This window comes from Halorientalis persicus, from assembly GCF_900110215.1.
GTDB lineage: Archaea > Halobacteriota > Halobacteria > Halobacteriales > Haloarculaceae > Halorientalis > Halorientalis persica.
In genome coordinates this window covers 1-19,706 of sequence record NZ_FOCX01000047.1, presented here as the reverse complement: position 1 = coordinate 19,706, position 19,706 = coordinate 1, and the positions used below count along the sequence as shown (strand labels likewise).

Sequence of the window (19,706 nt, the reverse complement as noted above, 5' to 3'; positions counted from 1 at the left end):
CCTAGATATTCCCCAACAGCAGATCATAACCCCCAGACATAAAGAGCGGCTGGCATTCGGTATAGCGGTATGTGGTTTATGACCCCACAACTCCCGTGTTTTCCTAGTGCTGTGGGGGTCTCTGTAGGGAATTCGTGGAATTTTGTCGGAAGTGTATTTGTTCGTGATTACTTCGATAATCACGACCAAAATTGGGCGTCCCGCTGCTGTCGGGGAAGCATGAATTATACACTCAGCATAGGACAACCTGAAACAGCAAGAATCAGGCATCTCACCGACTTTCGGTAGTCGAGGGACTACTGCTTCCGGGCTCACTCAGTCACCTGTCGATAGTACGTGTCCTGTTCGTACTCGAATGATCTCCGATGGGTCGACCTCGGTCTCATCAAAAGCGTCGACGAAAGAGTAGGGTTCAACACTCACAACTTCGGCTAAATCTACACCTGCGTCCTCCAGCATTTCCAAGGCTGTTGCGTTATCGGTCACAGTGGGACGCTCACGTCCGTGCCTTTGCACACCCTCTACGGTGTCTCCCACCTCGATCTTATCATCCAATGCGGGCTCAATAACCTGTTCGCGCGCTTCATTGGCCACATTTTCGAGTCGAATGAGGGCATTCCGCATCTCCACAAGCGCCCGGGTGTTGGTCGTACTTATACCACGGTCTGTTATATTCTCAGCGTGGTCAGCTGCCCTCTCGAGCTTCTCCGGATCAGGTCGTACCATCGTATCCAGACCATCGTAGAGTCAGCACGAATAGCTTTCTACCATCAAACGATGGAGTACCAACTCGTTTCATGTCCCGCGTGATTGAGGAAGGGCGATTCTGGCGACAAGACCTAATAGGTTCTAATACAAACCAATACCCAAGATGCCCATCTCGAAAGACCAATTTCAGACCATCGAAGACAAGGGTGAGTCCCTTCCCGATCTCGGACCAGATACAACTCAGGGGGCAGTGTACCGATTCCTGCTCGAACACGCAGACCAAGCGTTTCGACAGCGCGAGATCGTCGACGAGGTCGATGTTCCAGCAGGGAGTGTCGGTCCGACGCTGAAGCGGTTGGAAGAACACGGGGTGGTCGAGCATCGCGACCAGTACTGGGCTGTCTCCGATGCAGAACACGCGGTGGTCTCGGCTGGCTTCCACGGAGCCGCGACAGCTGACGAGATCGACGGCGGGTTCTCTGACGACGACGTCGATGCATGGATGGAGAACGCCGTCGACCCAATCGACGACACCGAAGACCACAAGGAGCAGTGACACCAAATGGTTGACCGCGGCACAGTTGTCTGGGCCCCAGACCCGTTCAAAGCCGATACTGGGAACCCAAGACCGTGGCTTGTTCTCTCCAGCGACCAACTTCCCTACGCTGACGAGGAATCCATCTCCGTCGCTTTCTCAACACAATCACACCATCCCGGGAGCTTTGTCGTCCCGAGCAATGCGTGGGTTCGAGGTGAACCCGGTCAGGAGAGTTACGTTCTCCCGTGGACGGTCGCCACGCTGAAAGACGACGTCCACGTCGTCGGCGTTCAGGGTACCGTCACCGACGTATTCACTGATCAGGTCGTAGAAGCGGTTATCTCCTATCTCCAGACAGATTCACCATGACCAATAGCACATCCAAAGAACAGGATACTCATCCCCTCACTAGTTCCTTCGAGCGGTACCTCCAGGACAAGGGGAAAGGCCGCGGTGGCGACGGCGGAAACTACCGCCGCAACGCCGAGCGGGAACTTCAGCGGTTCGTAGAGTGGGCCGCCGGCGACCGCGGCGACGACGACTGGACTGGGATCGTTCCTAACGACGCCGAGCGCGAGCCTGCCTTCGAAGACATCGACGAGCGAACGTTCCGTGAGTACGCCCGCCACCTCGCCGGCGACCGCGGCCTGAAGCAGAACACGGTCCAGACCTACTATGCGTACATCTCGGCATGGTGTGGCTGGTGTGTCAACGAGGGATATCTGGAAGCCCACTACACCCAGCGGGCGAGCGCGACCGCCCCACTCCCCGAAGACGACGGTCGAAAACCCGGCGACCAGCAGGCCTGGACGCCCGAACAGCGCCACGAACTCACCCGCCACGTCGACGAGCAGGCCCGTGACGCCGTCGAAGCGTACACAACACTCCCAGCGGACACCACGTCACCCGACAAGCAGCGAGCCCGCTACAAAGCTCTGAAGGCAACACGTGACCGGGCGTTCGTCTACCTCATCGCGTACACGGCTGTCCGAGTGGGAGAACTCCTACGAGACCCGAACGATCCACGTCGACGCGGAGTTCGCTGGGAGGACCTCAATCTCGAAGACGGGAGCATGGACGTCTACCGGAAGAAACAGCAGTGGGACGCCGCCAGCCTCCCCGATCCCGTCACCCACCCCCTCAAACAGTATCGGAAGATGCTGAAGCCTCCGACCGACCGGTGGCCGGTCTTTCCGACGTTCGATCAACGGACGCTCGGAACGCTCGTCCAGGAAGAACTCGCAGATCGTGGCCACCAGCCAGCTGCCATCGAAGACCGTCGCGACGAGTTCGTTTGCGATCTCCTGCTCGCACTCGAGGACGATATTCGCCCCCAGTCGATCACGACCGACGGGGCACGATCGATGCTACGGCGGCTCACCGACGACGCCGGCGTCGACGTTGACCATCCCCGACACGAGTATCTCGCACCACACGGGGGACGCCGAGGAATGGGTGAGGTTCTAGTGCGATCGTTCGGGTATACCGTCGCAGCCCGATATCTCGATAACTCCGAAGAAATGGTCCGAGAGCGGTATTCACATATCGAAGCCGGCGAACTCGGCGACGTCGCGACTGAAGCGCTCAATGAAATCGACGGATAGATCTGTTCCATCACATCTTCAATCGGCATCCGGCACGAGATCCCGGTGACGAAACCAAACATCGAGCTCCTGACTATCAACTTCAATCTTGTAGGAGTGGGAGTCTAGCTCTCGTTCCGTCTGTGTACTGAGAGCGTCCTGCGATATGTCCACAACTATCCCAGTCTTCCCATGATGACGCGCGTCTGGATCGCCCTCTGCAACGTAAACCATCACCTCGTCGCCGGTCGAGTAGGGTTCGTCGGCTGGTTGTGGAACGTCTTCCATCACAATGATCACGGTCCTGCGTCGTTACAATTTTGATGGTTGGATTGGAGGCGGTCAAACCACAAGACATCCAGCCTGCTCCGTCCACAGACCCACAGATTCTTTACTGTGCTGTGACCTGTCCCATATAATTGCATGAGTCAAGCCACGCTGGGGACCGCCCCCTACCGTAATTCAAGTCTCTTCTCGGGCTACTATCTCGACGAGCGGGTCACCGATCTTGAGGACTGGGACTGTGACAAAGAGGCCGAGACCGCGTTCGAGGAACTGCAGGATCTGTGGGCAGCTGAGGGCGATTTGCTGGCGTCCTACAAAGAAGACGAACTACTGGGCTCGTGGATCGATGAAGTCCTCGATATCCTCGGGTTCGATTCGCTTCCAGAGACGACGATCCCGAGTGGCAGTGGGTACAACGACCGCCTGCTCTTTGGCTCAGCGGAAGCACGTCGCCATGCCGCCGGGCAGAAACGTGACGGCAACATCGAAGGGATGTACGGCCAGGCCGCGGCGGTGCTTGAAGCCAAACAGTGGGATGCGGATTTCACCGCGCAATTGAACGAGACGCGGAATTATCGCGACGCCTCCCACCAGATCAAATACTATCTCGAACACACGCCCGAACGGGTCTCCTGGGGTATCCTGACCAACGGCAAACAGTGGCGACTCTACGGCACCAAGGACTACGCCACCGAAACCTACTACGAGATCAACCTGCCCGAACTACTGGAGACGGGCGACCTGGAAGCGTTCAAGTACTTCTATGCCTTCTTCCGGCCCGAAGCATTTCGAGAGACGGCCGGCACAACGTTTCTGGACACGGTCTGGAACGAATCCGAGACGGCCGCTCAAGAACTGGGTGAAGACCTGCAGGACAACGTGTTCACAGCACTGCGTGTCCTCGGGGAGGGGTTTGTCCACACAAACGATCTCGATATCGACCCCGACGATGCGGCCGCCCGCGCGGAATTGAAAGAGCAATCGCTTGTGCTACTGTATCGGCTGATGTTCGTCCTCTATGCCGAATCCCGGGGGTTGATCCATCCCGACGACCCGGACAAGCAAGACGAATATGACGAGCATTTCAGCCTCGATCAGCGCCGCCTAGAGATTCACGAGACCATTACCTCCGGCGACACGTACGAGGATTACAGCGGATATGCCACCCAGATCTGGGACCGACTAGAACATCTGTTCCGGCTCGTCGACGAAGGCGAAGCCGACCTGGGCATCCCCCCATATAACGGCGGACTCTTCGATGACGACCAGCACACGTTCCTTGCCGAGAACGAGGTCGCAGACCGCTATATTGCTGAAGTAATCCACCGGCTGGGCACAACTGAGGATGCCGATGGCGAGCCCGTGCTGGCCGATTATGCCGACCTGGACACGCGCCACCTCGGCAGTATTTACGAGGGCCTGCTAGAACACGAGTTTCGCATTGCATCTGAAGAGTACGCCGCGGTTGCCGAAGACGGTGGTCAGGTCTGGAAGCCCGCCACAGAGGTCAGCGTCGCCGAGGCCGTCGAGTCGGTTGAGGCAGGCGAGTTGTATGTCGTCAACGACGAGGGCGAGCGCAAGGCCACGGGAGCCTACTACACACCCGACTACGTGGTCTCGTATATCGTCGAGGAGACGATCGACCCACTACTCGATGAGATCAGAGCCGATCTCGAAGCCGATGGGCTAGAACCCGGCGACCGGGGGTATTTCGGGCGGTTCTATCAGCGCGTGCTGGACCTGAAAATCCTTGACCCGGCGATGGGGTCGGCGCATTTCCTGACGAGTGCGACCGCGTATCTCACCGAGCAGGTGATGGAAGTCGCTCGCGAGCAAGAACAGCAGGGCCGCAACGAGCAGGCACTCCGGCGGACGATCGCTAAGGAGTGCATCTACGGCGTCGACATCAACGGCATGGCCGTCGAGCTGGGGAAACTGTCGATGTGGCTGGAAACCTTGGCCGCCGACCAGCCGTTGGCCTTCCTGGATCACCACCTGAAGGCCGGCAACTCGCTGGTGGGCTCGGATATTACGGAGGTACTGGCCGACGATTCCGGCGACGAGGACGGCCAGTTGACGCTCATGCAGTCGGTCGCGCGGGCGCGTCGGCAGACACTGGAACACGTCATGGACCTGATGGCGGAGTTGCTGGCCATCGATAACGAATCGCTGGCCGATATCAAGTCCATGGAGGAGATCTACGACGAGATTCGCTCGGACAAACTCTATCAGCGCCTTTTCGAGATTGCGAACGTCCACACGGCCGAGCAGTTTGGGCTGGATGTACCCCGTGATGGAGACGAGAACGGGACCAAGGACGCCTATCGGATGCTCGCCGAAGCCATCGAGGATGACGATGCCTGGGCCGACGTACGCGATGAAGACTGGTTCCGGACGGCTCAGGCCATGGCCGACGAGGAGGCCTTCTTCCACTGGGAACTGGAGTTTCCCGAAGTGTTCTTTGATGCGGATGGTGAGAAACGAGCGGATGCCGGGTTCGATGCAGTAGTCGGGAATCCGCCATACGTCTTCATTTCATCAATTCCAGAAGACCATCGAGAATATCACCGCGCCACCTCGCAAACTTGGGATTATCGGTTTGACCTATATGGCCTCTTTACAGAGGTCGGTCACGATATCCTGAAAACCGGGGGGAATTTCGGCTATATTATACCCCATAGTCTTCTGAACAACAACTCATTCGAGGATCTTCGAACTTATTTGCTCGATACAACTTCGTCAGTCGACGTCTACGATTTCACTGCCGAAGTGTTTGAAGATGCGTCAAACGAAACAATGGTCTTGATCACGCAAAAAGACCGCCAAGCTCCAGCTCGGTTACGTGGGACTCTAATACATCCGCTGAAATTGTCTGAAGGCAAACAAACGCTACGGGAGTACTCGGCAACATCCATCGAAAACTTACCTGGTAATCCATTCTTGGTGAGGGGTGGAGATTGGGTAGAGCAGATGCTTACTGATACCGTTACTAAGCCTCTAAGTTCGTATGTGGATGCTGTCCAAGGCCTCCGCACTGGGAACAATACCGAACGGCTTAGTGAGGAAAAAGAAACTACCAAACATCGGAAAGCACTGGGCGGAGAGGATATCTACAGATACGGTTACGAGTGGTCCGGTACGTACGTTTTATATGATAGAGAGCTATTGAGCGAGGATCCCGCAGCCCGGCCGCGGGAAGAAAAGTACTGGGAAGCTGATGAGAAGATACTGGTCCAGGAAATACGAAATGTTCATCTTGACCGTCGTATCGTAGCAACACTTGAATCTGAAGATCACATCGGATTAAATACAACAAACGCAGTTATTCCAGCAGATGATCCCTCTGTTAGTCTTAACTATCTTCTGGGGATAATATCGTCTACGCTAGTCAACCAATTCTTTAGAGCGTGTTTCATCGATAACCACATCGCAACACAGTACCTAGAAGCAATCCCAATTATCGATCCAGCAAAGGCTCAAAAACACGCATCAGACAGAGTGGAAAGAGCAATATCGCGTCTTTCCCAGGCAGACGATACAATTGACTCTGTGGAGTCTGAAAATGCAGACCTCTCGGATACACTCCATGGTTCAGTTGCTGAACTGACCACTCGCCAAACACAGCGTGCTGATAATCTTTCTGACCTGAATCTGAGTATTGTTGACCATCTCGGCTCCTACTCCGACGGCCAGCCCCTCGCAGACATCGGTCTCACCCAACCCCCCGAAGGGGCCGCCGATTCCATCCTCCAGGATACGGCCGCAGAGAAACCGAATCTCCGCGTTGGGAACGCACAGGTCGTCCGCGAGTCCGACACGACAGTCGAGATCCAACTGACCGCTCGCTACAAACCTGACGACGAGGAGGCCTATGACACGGACCAGTGGGGCTATACGGAGACGGAGCCACTGCCGGCGTTGCGGATCACGGACCTCACCGCAACTGAGGCCGATCTCATCGAGGCGTTCGTGCCGGTCGCCGTCGACGAGGCTGATGGGTTTGCCAACTTCCGCGAGACGGCGACGAAAACCAATTCGCTGGTGGATCGGCTGCGAGGTCTGTCCCTCCCCGCGGTCGCGGACGTGGAGGCTGGGCTGGAAAGTTACGTCGAGACGATGGAACGGGCTGATGAACTAGAGGCGAAGATCGAGCGGACCGATGAGCTGATCGATGAAATCGTCTACGAACTGTATGGGCTGACTGACGAGGAAATCGAGATTGTCGAAGAGGCTGTTGGGGAGTGATATCTGTGTAGGTATGACCTTGGTAAAGTTCAGAAGATTTATACAGATCAGATAACTAGAAATCGTGCTTGCGTGAATTCCACAGTCGGATGGTAACACTTCCGGCTCGAAACCTTACCCCCACCTATGAGTCAGCAAGATACGAAATCCGTCGGCGATGTAGTGGCAACGGACCTAACCGCATTCCAGAAAGAGACGCTATTAGCTATCGCTCAACTAGAGGACAGCGATGAAGAACCGTATGGTCTCGGCGTCAAGCGCCAACTGCAAGAGCGCCTTGACAAAGAAATCAACCACGGCCGGCTGTATCCGAATTTGGATGACCTGGTTGAAGCAGGCCTTCTCGAAAAGGCTCAGCTGGACCGTCGGACTAACACGTATACACTGACGACTGACGGGAAGCGACTGCTCAAAGACTATCGCGATTACGTCGACCAGGTTGTTGACCGCCTCTAGACCAGTCTAGTATTGCAGACTTGCAGAGGACAAGAAGTGCTTGAGAAGACTTTTCAGGTGTTGTGGGCGACAATTAGGTTGATGACATCGGTTGTATCAACCTGGGTTCCGTTGATCGGTTGATCTGTATTGTAGGCGACGATTGCAGAGATTATCTCACCAGCTTGGATTCCCGGTTCATCGTTCGTGTTGAATCGTTCAGTAGCGGGGTTTTCCAGGTCGGTTTCGTTCTTGTTCACTTCGAGAGTTCGCGTGGTGATGTCGCTGATCTGTTGATCCTCACCACTGATCACAGCCCGGATACGAACCTCGATTGACGCGTCTTCTCCGAGGTCTTTCTGGATGATATCTGGCGTGATCTCTGCTGTGCCGTTTGCGGAGGTTCCACGGTCTGGGCGCAGCGCCGACAGAGATTTGATGCTAGTGTCCCCGATCTCTCCTGAATCAAGGTAGGTACCTTCGCCGCCGATGACGTAGTATTCGAGAGTCGCGTCTGTTGGGTTTTCGATGACGGGATTCTGGATTTGGTAGTCGAACGATGCAGATTCACCGTTTTCTAGACTGGCTGGAAGCGAGAAGTTGATGATCTCTGTGTCTGGTTCAGTGATCGTGATCGACGTGTCGCTCTTCACGCTGTACTCCGACGTGATCGTGGAGATTGTTCCCTCAATGCTCACGTGATGAGAGCCACTGCTTCCGATGGCAGCAATTGGGATTGAACCAGTGATTGTTTCTCCAATCCTGATTTTGGACGTGTTAAGAGGCACCTCGATATCTTGTGGGGGAGCTGATCGCTTTTGCTCTCCCAGAGCCGTAAAGTGCTTTTCATGCAGACCGTCAGCAAGATCAAGAGTGAGCGTCACCTCTCCAACCGGGTAGTTAGCCCGGTTTGTGATGGAGTAGTTGATTGCTCCGTCGCCACCTTCTGGAATCTCGTCAGGAAAGTCCACGGAGAACTTGGGTCTGTTTTCGCTGTTCGTGAGCCTGACGTCCTGAGAAGAGGCTGTGAGTTCCGAGGGAACTCCCTTATGAATGGACATCGGCTCGAAGGAGACATTCACATGACCAGTAGTTTCGATAACACTATCACCGGGGCTTGTTATTGGCTCAAACTCATACTCAAACTCCAGCTTTCGTGTTTCCCCGCTATTGAGTTTGCCGCCGATCCTACTAAGGTAGGTGATTCCAGTGCGGTCAACTCTCTCGTCACTCACTGGTATTAGACCGTTGTCAAACTGTAATAAACCACCACCAATGGATTGGTTCATATTGTTCTCGATGGTGACAGTAATGATGGCTGTTTCTCCAGATGTGATGGTTGACTTCGAGATAGATGTGGACAGGCTCATCGTTCCACCAGCCGGCGGTGGTGATGTGTTGGGGAGGTCCTGAGCCTGATGTGTGGATGTGTCTTTAATCGTGGAGGGTTCCTTGGTGGGGGATGTCTGGTTTTCCTTCGATTCGTTAATTACTGCAGTTGATTCGTTTCCAGCACCACTTCCAGTGTCAGATGCGATGGCAACGGGCGTGGTCACTGCTGCGAGAACGGTGAACAGGGCGATACTGCACGCGAGGATTCGGTGTGTTTGTAGGGTCTTCGTATTTTGTGTCATTTCTCTAGTGGCTTTTTGAGAGGGCTGTTTTTGCTGATGATAATCGGTCGGATACAACTGGGGATTGTGCTGAAGGGGCGACAGGGGTCACTCTCGTGACCGACCGAGAGGCGATTCATCTGGCTGAGTGCGTGGGATTACACTTTGCTTCTCTATGCTCATGGGAAGAGAAAAACAACCAATAACAATAAGTTTTGACACACCTAGAGTGGTCATGCAGTGGAGTGAGTTTCAGTTTTGATTCGTAGGGAGGAGTTTGATATGCTTCGAAGCTAATGGTTTGGACATGCCCCCGGATTGGATCGAAAAGCGAACAAGTCCCAGTGAAGAAGTCCGGTATCTGGAGCATCCGAGTATTCTCATGCTTGCTGAGCCGTTGGCTGTGATGGCTGGGACTGAGACCGCGACGACAATTGTCTTTCTCCGGTGGGAGATTGGATCGTGGTCACTCGGCGGCTATCCGCTGTGGCCGCTTGGTCCGATTCTCATTCTTTGCACGATCGGAATTGTCATCATTCGAGAGATCCAGCGCCGGGCGACGGTGTATGCTGTGACGGATGATACGGTTTTCAAGAAGTCAGAAATCTACGCACATGATATCCAGACATTGCCGGCGTCAGATGTTGACACGGTGGAATCAAGCCGGACTGTGTTCCAGCGACTGTTCGAAACTGGCTCAATTGATGTGATGACTGCTGGTACGGATTCGGTGGAGCAACGCTGGGAGTATGTTCCGTGGCCCGAGGAGGCTGCGAGTGCGATCCAAGATGCCCGTCGAGAGCCATCAAGCACTTCGGAACCCGTCCGAGTGTGACTGACCAGTCCTGATATCAGTCTCCAGTAGCGACCGGGGCTGAGTGAGGGTTTTGTTCCTGACGCTTTTGATCGATTACGCGTTTGGCGGCTTTCCCTTTGTTTCGCCAGCCGTAGTCTCGTTGGTACACGTGTTGTTTTTTCTCAACGACGGCTTCTTTGGACTCTTCTTTGAATCCTCCTCGGTCCCAAGCACCGGACTGCTCGAGCCATTCAATGACTTTGTCCTTGGTCTGCTGCCAGGAAAGCCCGACAGATTCGTACCAGGAGATGAGCGCGAAGAGAGAGTTGTCGTGGGCGCCGGGGTAGGAGCCATGTCGATAGATTGTTTTGAGCGGTTCCCGGTGAGGATCAATGCTGTCGAAGCCGTCAGACGGGGGTATGAGTGTGAGCTTTTGATCTTCGGTGAGTGAGGCGTGTTTGTACTGGATGAGTTCTCGGACGATCTCGTCGTGAATCTGGCTCCACTCTCCGTGAATCTCGTCTTTGAGCGTGTCTTTGTCGCATGGGCCGACAGAGAGCCGCGAGATGATATCGATGTGGGCCTTTTCGAGGTCTGTTCTGCTAAGTTCCCGAAAGTCGCACTGGATCGGGTGTCGGCCGTCAGTGCACTCGCACTCCGGACAAGAATACTCAAACTGCATTGCTCTGGATTACGTGGAGGCGAGAAACGTCATGTCTGCGACGATTCGGGAGGGAGCGAAGGGGGGAGGCTGTGTTCAGGTCCATCGGTCGCCCATTTCGATAGCTTTCTCGTCGACTTCATCGGTGTGGTCGACGTCGGAACGTGAGATGTAGCCGACACGGCCTGCTTCCCAGTTGCAGTTGTCGCGGTCGCTACACTCGTAGTATATTTTCCAGCCGCCCGGCTTTTCCTTGTCGCCAAACAGGAGTGATGCTCCGCATTCTGGACACGTTGCTTCGTCGTGTTCTTGGAAGATGATCATCGGCAGTCTCTCGCGGGCGAGAAACTCGTTGTCAGCGTTTGATTGGATTGTTTTTCACCAGTATCGCTACAGCAGTGGCTACACATGGCAGGCGCCGCCTGCTCCGTCTGGCGCTGGCTAGTCGTCGTCAGCTGCGGATGGTTGGTTCGGCGGCGAACTTCCAGCGCTGTAGGTCGTCACGTCGGCGTCGATGTTGGGGCTTTCTGCCGAGAGTTTGTCTGGCTCGGCTGGGTTGTCGATCGGATCGTAGTCCACGAGCGCGTCCACGAGTTCCTCATCGACTTCTGGATTGCTGCGGGCCGCTTCGAGGTATTCGGACCCGGCCTTTTTGATCTCAACCTTGACCACGGACGGCATCCGATCCTCGTCAAAATCAAACCCGGGCGCTTCTGCTGCCTCCCGCATCAACTCGTACACGTACGTGTGGGATGGCGAGTCGTGGTAGTGGTACTCGAAGAGGTCCTGCACTTCAGTGTATTCGAGGGCGCTGGACGGTTTCTGATCAACTAGACAGTCGGTACATAACTGCTCCCGGATGAATTCGACGCGCTCAGACCGTGAGAGGTCGCCGTAGGTCGTGATTTCTTCTCGTTGCTCTTTCCGTATGAAGAGGTTTTTCCGCGACGATGGATGCGGAACAACGCCCTTGTACGAGGTCACCGCCGCTTCGTACGCCTCAATCGTTTCCTTGTCTGTCCCAGCCTTCTTCCGGATTTCTTCGCGGAGATCGGGCCGGAGAAATTCGTCTTCAAGCTCGCCCGCTATTTCTTCAACGATGAACGCGTTGACGGATTGGTCCACATTTTCAGCAATATCGGCTATGGAATCAGCCTGACTTTCAGCACTCCCACCGGAATCGGCAGATTCGCTTTCAGCATACAGCCGTGCGGTATCGGCGAGCGTTGTTTGTGTGGCTTCGTTTTCAGCAGCATCGCCATCGGTATCAGTATTGCTTCCAGATTCGGGCAGCTGCTGAATGAGGGAGAGGATCCGCTCTCGTCGCCCGCCTTTTCTGTACGCGCGCAGCGCACGCGTGAGTACAGCGCCTAGATTGTCGTCGTAGTGCTGTTTAGCGATGCGGGCAAACTCATCTTTGAGCTCAGAAAGCACTCTGTGGCCCAGCTTGCGCGTCTCTCCACGAGTCGTGATGGTCCCGACTGATTCTGTTGAAGAAGAAAGCCCACGAGACCGGAGGGCCTCCCGTAGCTCCTGCTCTGCTTGGTGGAGTGCCTCGTCCCGATCGACCCACTCCCGCATCGCGTTTTCGATCTCAAACTTCACGTAGCGGTCGCGTACGCCCCATTTTTCCTCGACAAACTCGAGGAAGTGGGCGAATTCAGCCTTCAGGACGTGGACGCCAAGACAGACATACTCGCTCATGATCCACCACCTCGCGCTGAAACCAGTGGTATTGACCCGATACTGCCCCCCCTTCTTCCTTCTTCTCTAGTGGTAGTAGTAGTAGTGCAATGATTCCAAACAGAGAGACTGCTGAAAGCGCTCGAAGCCTGCTGCTGGAATGGAGATGGGCGCAGTCCTGCTGCCGTCCTGCGGTTTGGGGGACTCGACTCTGCGGTATCTTGATGGTGGAGAGTCCTTCGGCTGCTTTCTTTTTCAGTAGGGCGGTCATAGTATCGAGATGGTTGTGCAGACAGCTGCGGCATCTCGTAAACGGTGTGGGTCTTGGGTGAGTCCACCGACCGCTTCGTATTGTTCGTGACTTGATCCACACTCCCCGTGCTGTCTCTGCACGATATGTTGGACCGTCGTCCAGTGATTCGTGACCGATTCGTCCTGTCTCCGACGTGAGAGCCTTGCATTGTTCTGTTGTCTCAGGCCGGACACATTGGCCGAAATCTTCTTTACTGGCCATCCAAAACACTCAGACGCATTCCTTAGATGGATGCGCTGGCTTGCGTCCGCTTGGTAAGCGGAGGCGTGAGTGCCTTGGATGGCCGACAGGTTTCGGCCAATGTGTCCGGTATTTGGGAGTTCGGTACATCCCAACCGTCGCCAAAAGTGAGCGCCCGTGATCATCCCCGGACTGCTCCCCACAGCAGACCAGGGGCTAACCGCGGGCACAACACTTTTGATGGTGGGCGGAAAATGAAGAGGTACCACTCTCTTCGGTTTCCCACCCATTCGATAGCGGCGGGTGTTACCTTCCTGACTTGATGATCCGTCGTTGTCGTTGTCTTCACTTAATGTTTGTTCAAATCACTTAACAGGAGTGCCCACTCCCGGCAAGTATCGTGTGGAGTGTCTGACGGAATTGTTCTTCACACCGTTTGTTGGTGTTTTACAAAACTATTTTCCGCTACATATCCCGAAGTTTGATTACTGATACCAAAAGTAAGTTTGTACTGAAAGTCGCGCGCGGTGTTGCGTCTGGGTTCTAGTCGTCCGACGGAGCTTCTGGTGGTGCTTCTGTCCGGCGTCCGCTCCACCATGCGTCGAGTCGATCTTTGAGGAACTCTGGATCGACTGGGTGGTATTCGTCGCGGACGTAGTCGGGGAGGTATTGGCCGACGTGGTTCCAGTCTGTGTCGTAGGCGTAGCGTTCGTCGGCGATCACTCGAACGCCTTCTTCGGTTTCCCCCCGAATGGTTCGTCCGAGGGCTTGTCGTGCGTGGCGGACGGCAGGGATGGTGAATGCGTAATTGAATCCAACGTCGTAGGAGAACCGTTCACAGTAGGCTTTCTTGATCGCTTTGGCGTAGTCTGTTTTCGTGTTCTGCATGGGGACGCCACAGATGACTGTTGATCGAAGTTTGTCGCCGTCGTAGTCGACGCCAGTGGTGAGAGTTCCTCGGAGACCGGTGATGAGGACTTTCTTCCCGCCGGCCCAGAATTCTTTTTTCAGCTGGTCTGTCTCCCGGTTCGATGAGGACTGATCACAGAGTATATCGTCATTTGCCACATCGACGCGGGGATCGGAGCGAAGTTTGTCAGCCATTTCGCTGGCTTCGCTGTAGTTCGGCATTCCGACCAGGACGTTGCCGTCAGATGTCGTGACGACGTCGACGACAGTATCGAGGTACTGCTGTTGGACGGCTGGATCGTTCCGGTTGTCGTAGTTGTACTGTGGGAGGGTGCTGATGTAGGACGCGCGGTTGTCTTGGTCGAAATGGGATTCATAGACCAGGTGGTCAACGGGCCGGTCGCGTTCTTCGAGCACGTCGAGGCCGCTGGTTTCGGCGAACACATCCAGCGGGGCGAGTGTGGCACTCATGAGGACGCCGCCGCCGACGATCTCGAGCCGGTCGGCAATCCGCTCGGCCGGGATGCAGTTCCGGAGTTCGAGCGATGCGTTGTACCACCGTTCCCACTTGTCGTCTGCTCCTTCGAAGGCGCGAGCGCGGCGGTCGAGTTCGAATTCGCGGAAGAACTGACTGTGGTCGCACTCCTGCCATCGTCCGAGGACGCGCCCGACAGTGTCGGTGTGGATCTCGCCTTTGTAGTAGGAGTCGACGGCGTCGTTTGCTTCTTCGAGGGCTTCGCCCATGGCAGCGCCGATCTCGGGTGCCATTTCCATGAAGTGGGATTTCCCTGCGAGGTCAACCCAGCTGGAGATGCGGTCGGGTTCTAGTCGCTCTGGGTCTCGAAGGGGGAGCGAGACGGATTCGGGGAGATTGTCACCTTCTTCTCCGGGTGAGTCTACGGGTGCATCGGCTTCATCAATGGCTTCTTCGGCGAGTTGCCGGAGGCGTGTTGCCAGTTCATCGAGGAATTCCATGAATTCCCGGCACTGCTGGACGGAGATGTCATGACTCTCGAGAATCGAGCGAATGATGTCGCCGGCTTCGTCGGCCCGGTCGATCACTTCGAATTGGATTTCGTCGATCGCTGATTGGAGTGTTCGGAGTGCGAGCGAGTCCCCGAGTTGGTCGCGGACACGGGCTTCGAGTTTGTGGGCCTCGTCGCAGATCAGCATTGTTTCCGGCCCCAGAACTCTCGATGTCATGGCGTTGAACGTCTGGGGATCGAACAGGTGTTGGTAGTTGCCGATCAACAGATCGGCGTTCTCGATACCGGAGAACATCATCGCGTGCGGACAGAAGCCTTGGTCGGCCCCTTCGGTGAGGAGTTCGTCAGCGGTGACGACGCCGTGGGGCTGGTATCCAGCGTCGTCCCGCTCGTCGTCCATCATCTCTTTGAGCCAGCCCGCATAGAACGCGCAGTAGTTGCTTCCATCGAAGCGCTCGAAGCCATCTTCGAACGGCGCTGTCCAGTCGTCGCCTTCGAGCGGTTCTCCCGTTCGTCCAAGGTCCCGGGCGCTACTGACCATCTGTTGGAGAGACGCGTACTGGTCGTCCATGGGAGCGCCTTGGATGGGCTCACGAACGGCGTCGCGAAGTGACTCGCACTCCCCGTATATCTCGCTGTAGCCGATGTGGCCGGTTTCTGTCCAGGGGCAGTAGTCGGCTTTCCCCTTCATCGTGAGGGCGTTGATCGGCGGCTGGTCGTCGGGCAGCTGTTCGTTGATCGCCCGGAGGTCGTCCTCGAAGACGTCGATCTGCTGTTTTTCGGAGGTGACGACGACGGCCCGCTCGATATGGCTGTCTGGATCGTTGATGTGCTCGACGGCGGCGGTGAGGGCGGCGAGTGTCTTGCCGGTCCCACAGGCACCTTCGAAGAGCGCATAGCCGTGGTTCCCGACAGTTTCAGCGATCTGTTCGGCGGCGTCGCGTTGGTTTGCGTACGGTTCCGAGTAGGGGAATGTCTGTTCCCAGTCGATAGTTGGAGTTGGCATGTCTTGTGGCTCAGAATCGCGAGATCGATGGTTCGATGTGTGTGTTTGTGTGCTGGCGGTCAAAAGCGTATGGCCGCGGGCCGGAAGTGGAGCCTCTACTATCCCGGGAAGCGACAAACGCGTGTGTCCGGTGAGTGGCTTTGGTGCCACCGCCTGTTTTCAGTCGGAACGGTGGGGCAATCTCCTAGAATCGCCAGAAAAGCTAATATCAAGCTCTGTTTAGGGTTCTTCATGAGCTCTTCTGAAGATGGGGAAGTGGCTGTAGTTGATGGTGGGAGCGCGACTGGGCAGCAGACAGAGACTGAGGCGTATGACCTGCCCGATGGCGCTGATCGAGTTGATGTACTGGGCGAACCGGGTGTGAAGGTGGTGGATCGGGAGGCTGATCCCCAGGAGCGAGACGTGGCTGTTGTGATCAATTCGCCGCCGTCGACGTGTGAAGACTGGAACGCGTATTACGATCAAGAGAAGGACGACTGGGTGACGGTGGCTGAGGACAATCCCGAATATGAGGCCGATGTGCCGGTTGTGGTTGTCGCATATCTTCCTGATATCGAAGAGGGCGATGCAGATATTCGGCCAGTCGAGAGCCCTGTCGAACTTGGTCCGTTGGATGTGACCTACTACAGTTTCCCACCGGGCCGAGTCAAGATCGTCGATATTCCCGACCACGTGGAGGTTGGAGCTGATTCGAGTGAGGGGAACGCATCCGATGAGGGTGGCGAGGGAGAGGCCAGTGACGAAAGCGAGGGCAACGCGGCAGAGGAAGAATCTTCAGAACCGCCGGAATGGGAACTGTCCGATGAGTTCGAGGCGCTCCGAGATCGGTTGGCTGAATCAGCCACTGTTGACGTTGAGCATACCGAAGAGGGGCCTGTGTTGGCGGTTGAGAAACTGGGCACGTCGTATCGGATCCAAGAAGATGGAACGATTACTGGCGACGGCGCACTCCAAGACCGACTCGAAGACCTCGTTGACGAATATCTCTAGCTAGTGCTGAGTCCCCCACACCCGTGTCTTCCTGTAGTTGTTTGGGGACCAGACGACAGTGGTTGGGGCGTAGTTCTCGTGACTGGATTCTGCTCACTGGGCCCATTTGAGGGCTGTTGCACGCTGGTCGAGAAGCCGAAGGACGGTCTCGCGCTGCTGGTGCTGGTTTTCGTAGGCGACGTATTCCTGAACTTCTTCGACGGAATCCATACACCGGAGTAGTCCCTTAAGGAGCTCGAGATTGGGCTCGTTGAGGATGTCTTCTGGAGGGATCCGCTCGTGGACAGGGACTTGCCCCGATTCGGCAGTCTCGACGCCGCCGTCAGTCGCCTGTTTGAGCGTAGCGGATTTGCTTGTCATGGGTTTCTACTGGCTGCTTTCTCTCGTTTTTCTCTGAGTCGTTGGTCGATACGAGAACTGGCTTCTCCAGATTCCCCACCGGCGAAGATATCGCCTGTCTGTTGTGCGATCTGGTGGGACCTGTCGTAGGCCGGCTGGTCTTGGGACTTTTCTTCTCTGTCGTCGTTGCTCTGAGGCGAATCTGAGGGGTCAGTCTGGACTGGTGAGGTTTGTGTGTTGTTGCTCACGGTTCACTGTCTGGCAGGTGAGAAACCGTGCTATGCCGCTGCTTCGGCACAGGATTTATTACAATTTCGGGAATATAATTTGGTGCCGTTCGTGTAATCAACTCTAGCCACACTCTTGAGGGCCTATCATGGCCCTTTGGAAGAAAACATCGAGAGTTTCAACTGCTCCTGTGTCTGCAGCGCGAGAAACTAGTTGAGTTCTTGGTGCGCTAGCGTTTGGATTCGATGGCGCTGACGATCACGTCGGTGTAGGACTGGTCGCCGCTCGGGACCGTTTTCTCGCCGTCGACGAATGCAGTTGGAGTTCCTTCGACACCACGATCTTGACCTGTGGTTTTGTCCTTCTGGACCACTGGCTGGTACTTGGCTTTTTCAGCACCTGCCCGTATCGCTTTTTCTGCGACGCTAGTCCCTTCGGCGAGTCCGATGTAGAGGTCGGTTGACAGATCAGATCGGTTCTTGAAGAGATTGCTGCGGAATGTCCAGAAGGCGTTCATACTGTCTGCGTCTTGGACTGCTCGGGCGGCCATGGCAGCTGGCCATGATTGTTCTTGATCGACAGGGATCGGGAAATCAAAGTGGCGGAGAGTGATGATCCCGTCGTCGACGTAGTCGTTGACGAGCGTCGGTTCGACTGTTTCGTGGAAGTCCTTGCAGTGGGGACAGGCGAAGTCCGAAAAGATATCGACGGTGATGCTTGCGTCTTCGCCCCCACGTGTTGGCTGGGGAAGTGAGTTGACGGGTGAGATGTCTGCGGCTGGTGTTGGTGGACTGCTGTTGCCTGATCCGAGGCAACCTGCTGTTGCTGCAATGAGGGCGCTACTACCGAGACTGGTCAAGAGCTGACGTCGTGTCGTGTTCATAGTGGTGGTTTGGTCTGGTCGTGTTAAGCGACTCCCCATGGACCTCCTAATCTGATTTTCCGGCGGGGCGCCGTGTTGTATCTTTGCTGGTTCACAGTCATTTCGAGTCGGTGGAACTAGAAGGTATCGAGCCCCTCCTGGCCGGGTGCCCGACCGTCAGCTGCGTTGGCTACTGCTTCTGGTGCGACTTGGGGATCTTCCCAACAATGCAGCGTGTTGTACGTCTTGAGGATTGTTCGTGTGCTTGATGGGCTTTGTATTGATGTTCGGTCTTCGGCTGGCGTCACCTGGAGGTACTGATCGTCTTTCCGGATGAGCCAGAGGCTTGGCCGTTGAGTGCTGTCGGCCCGTAGTACTCCACCAGTGTCGACAATCTCGAGCGCGTCGGTGATATCCGATTGCGTCTCTGGCGAGAGAGTGTTGGTTGGATCGGTACGGTCTGGCATATAAGCCCACTGCACTGGCTGGCGAAAAACAACGAGAGTAGTGGGAGAGAGAAGCTTCGATGCAGGCTACTCGATTTCCTCTAGCGTGATCTGTTCGGTAGTCTGTTCGTCGGTCTTTGACTCCACTGTTGGCGGGTTGTATCCCTCGAGACAGGGCCACTCGTCGATTTCGAGCGCGTATTCGACGGCCTCTGTGAGAGTTGCGTTCCACCGGTCCCAGTGGCTTGGATCTTGCTCGTTGTCTTCCTCGGGAACTGCCCAGTGCGTGAGCTCGTGCAATTCTGTGATTGCGAGCGAGCCGGCAACATCTTCGGGATGCGCCCATGACCACGTCCCAAGGAAAATGATGATAGTCTTTGTCTCGTTGCCGGTGTAGTAGCCGAAAATCGAGGACCATTCGCTGGAGTCGTCGTAGGCTTGCGGGGGTTTGATGTCTTGGTCAGCGATCGTTACTTCATGGGCACCAAACAAGTACAGCTGATCAGGGCTCCCTTCGATGAAAATTGCTTGGCGGGCGAGGACAGAAACTCGTCCGCCATCGAATTCCCAGTGTCGAAGGATGCCCGCCGGAGTGTCGGTTTCAGCTTTCCCCTCAAGCCTGTCCGGAGTCATTTTTCTGATTCTTATGGTTGGATTATGCCCATGAAAAACAGAGGTGCCAACAGGACTAGGAGAAGTAGTAGTATACGAGTGAACGCTATCGCACCGTGCAACATCACCCAGTGCTTGCGACAGACGTCGATATTCTCTTGATACTGTTCTGGGTGAGGGAACCATCCAATACTGTCGTAACTGCAATTGCTAATTTGACATCTTGAACCGGTTCTTTCAGATTTTCCACGGACAATGCCCAGAACTCTTGAAACATCTTGATAGATA

General features: G+C 55.5%; 17 protein-coding genes. 7 read left to right on the top strand and 10 right to left on the bottom strand.

Annotation, left to right across the window (positions count from 1 at the left end; genetic code table 11):
• Positions 1-315: 315 nt before the first annotated feature.
• Positions 316-726 carry a DUF7983 family protein gene (locus BMX17_RS22965; protein WP_092664444.1) on the bottom strand — a complete coding sequence of 137 codons (411 nt, stop codon included), beginning with the start codon at positions 724-726 and terminating at the stop codon, positions 316-318.
• Between the two features lie 145 nt (positions 727-871).
• Here BMX17_RS22965 and BMX17_RS26775 point away from each other — a divergent pair, with 145 nt between their 5' ends.
• The 3 genes from BMX17_RS26775 to BMX17_RS22950 are packed head-to-tail and all read left to right on the top strand — an operon-like array spanning position 872 to position 2,850.
• Positions 872-1,264 (top strand): helix-turn-helix transcriptional regulator, encoded by a 393-nt coding sequence (locus BMX17_RS26775; protein WP_211611435.1) that lies wholly within the window; start codon positions 872-874, stop codon positions 1,262-1,264.
• Positions 1,265-1,270: 6 nt separating this feature from the next.
• Positions 1,271-1,615 carry a type II toxin-antitoxin system PemK/MazF family toxin gene (locus tag BMX17_RS22955; RefSeq protein WP_092664442.1) on the top strand — a complete coding sequence of 115 codons (345 nt, stop codon included), beginning with the start codon at positions 1,271-1,273 and terminating at the stop codon, positions 1,613-1,615.
• Positions 1,612-2,850 (top strand): tyrosine-type recombinase/integrase, encoded by a 1,239-nt coding sequence (locus BMX17_RS22950; protein ID WP_092664440.1) that lies wholly within the window; start codon positions 1,612-1,614, stop codon positions 2,848-2,850. Before BMX17_RS22955 ends, BMX17_RS22950 begins: the two co-directional genes overlap by 4 nt.
• Before the next feature lie 18 nt (positions 2,851-2,868).
• Here the strand turns inward: BMX17_RS22950 and BMX17_RS22945 are convergent, their stop codons facing one another.
• Positions 2,869-3,117 (bottom strand): DUF8139 family protein, encoded by a 249-nt coding sequence (locus BMX17_RS22945; protein ID WP_092664438.1) that lies wholly within the window; start codon positions 3,115-3,117, stop codon positions 2,869-2,871.
• A gap of 135 nt (positions 3,118-3,252) precedes the next feature.
• Here BMX17_RS22945 and BMX17_RS22940 point away from each other — a divergent pair, with 135 nt between their 5' ends.
• The gene (locus BMX17_RS22940) at positions 3,253-7,359 is read left to right on the top strand and encodes an Eco57I restriction-modification methylase domain-containing protein (protein ID WP_092664436.1); all 4,107 of its coding nucleotides are present in this window, start codon (positions 3,253-3,255) and stop codon (positions 7,357-7,359) included.
• Between the two features lie 126 nt (positions 7,360-7,485).
• A complete protein-coding gene (locus BMX17_RS22935) occupies positions 7,486-7,815 on the top strand; it encodes a PadR family transcriptional regulator (RefSeq protein ID WP_092664434.1) in 330 nt (109 codons plus the stop codon).
• 53 nt (positions 7,816-7,868) lie between these two features.
• Here BMX17_RS22935 and BMX17_RS22930 read toward each other — a convergent pair whose 3' ends face one another.
• Positions 7,869-9,350, bottom strand: a complete 1,482-nt coding sequence (locus tag BMX17_RS22930) for a hypothetical protein (RefSeq protein ID WP_170845535.1) — start codon at positions 9,348-9,350, stop codon at positions 7,869-7,871.
• A 364-nt stretch (positions 9,351-9,714) separates the two neighbouring features.
• On the opposite strand from BMX17_RS22930, the gene BMX17_RS22925 reads away from it, so the two are divergent.
• Entirely contained in the window at positions 9,715-10,242 is a 528-nt protein-coding gene (locus BMX17_RS22925) for a PH domain-containing protein (protein ID WP_092664430.1), read from the top strand.
• Between the two features lie 16 nt (positions 10,243-10,258).
• Here BMX17_RS22925 and BMX17_RS22920 read toward each other — a convergent pair whose 3' ends face one another.
• The 4 genes from BMX17_RS22920 to BMX17_RS22905 all read right to left on the bottom strand — a co-directional run bounded on the left by BMX17_RS22920 (position 10,259) and on the right by BMX17_RS22905 (position 15,941).
• On the bottom strand, positions 10,259-10,885 hold the full coding sequence (locus BMX17_RS22920) for a DUF7474 family protein (protein ID WP_092664428.1): 627 nt from the start codon (positions 10,883-10,885) through the stop codon (positions 10,259-10,261).
• A 75-nt stretch (positions 10,886-10,960) separates the two neighbouring features.
• A complete protein-coding gene (locus BMX17_RS22915; protein ID WP_092664426.1) occupies positions 10,961-11,188 on the bottom strand; it encodes a hypothetical protein in 228 nt (75 codons plus the stop codon).
• A 117-nt stretch (positions 11,189-11,305) separates the two neighbouring features.
• Entirely contained in the window at positions 11,306-12,568 is a 1,263-nt protein-coding gene (locus BMX17_RS22910; RefSeq protein WP_092664424.1) for a hypothetical protein, read from the bottom strand.
• A 1,015-nt stretch (positions 12,569-13,583) separates the two neighbouring features.
• Entirely contained in the window at positions 13,584-15,941 is a 2,358-nt protein-coding gene (locus BMX17_RS22905; protein ID WP_092664422.1) for an ATP-dependent DNA helicase, read from the bottom strand.
• 231 nt (positions 15,942-16,172) lie between these two features.
• Between BMX17_RS22905 and BMX17_RS22900 the strand changes: the two genes are divergently transcribed.
• The gene (locus tag BMX17_RS22900; RefSeq protein ID WP_092664420.1) at positions 16,173-16,931 is read left to right on the top strand and encodes a hypothetical protein; all 759 of its coding nucleotides are present in this window, start codon (positions 16,173-16,175) and stop codon (positions 16,929-16,931) included.
• A gap of 93 nt (positions 16,932-17,024) precedes the next feature.
• Here BMX17_RS22900 and BMX17_RS22895 read toward each other — a convergent pair whose 3' ends face one another.
• The 3 genes from BMX17_RS22895 to BMX17_RS22885 form a co-directional block, all read right to left on the bottom strand.
• Entirely contained in the window at positions 17,025-17,291 is a 267-nt protein-coding gene (locus tag BMX17_RS22895; protein ID WP_092664418.1) for a DUF8129 domain-containing protein, read from the bottom strand.
• Between the two features lie 436 nt (positions 17,292-17,727).
• Complete coding sequence (locus BMX17_RS22890; RefSeq protein WP_170845534.1) at positions 17,728-18,381, bottom strand: DsbA family protein; 654 nt, start codon at positions 18,379-18,381, stop codon at positions 17,728-17,730.
• A 512-nt stretch (positions 18,382-18,893) separates the two neighbouring features.
• Entirely contained in the window at positions 18,894-19,439 is a 546-nt protein-coding gene (locus BMX17_RS22885) for a hypothetical protein (RefSeq protein WP_092664413.1), read from the bottom strand.
• Between the last annotated feature and the right edge of the window lie 267 nt (positions 19,440-19,706).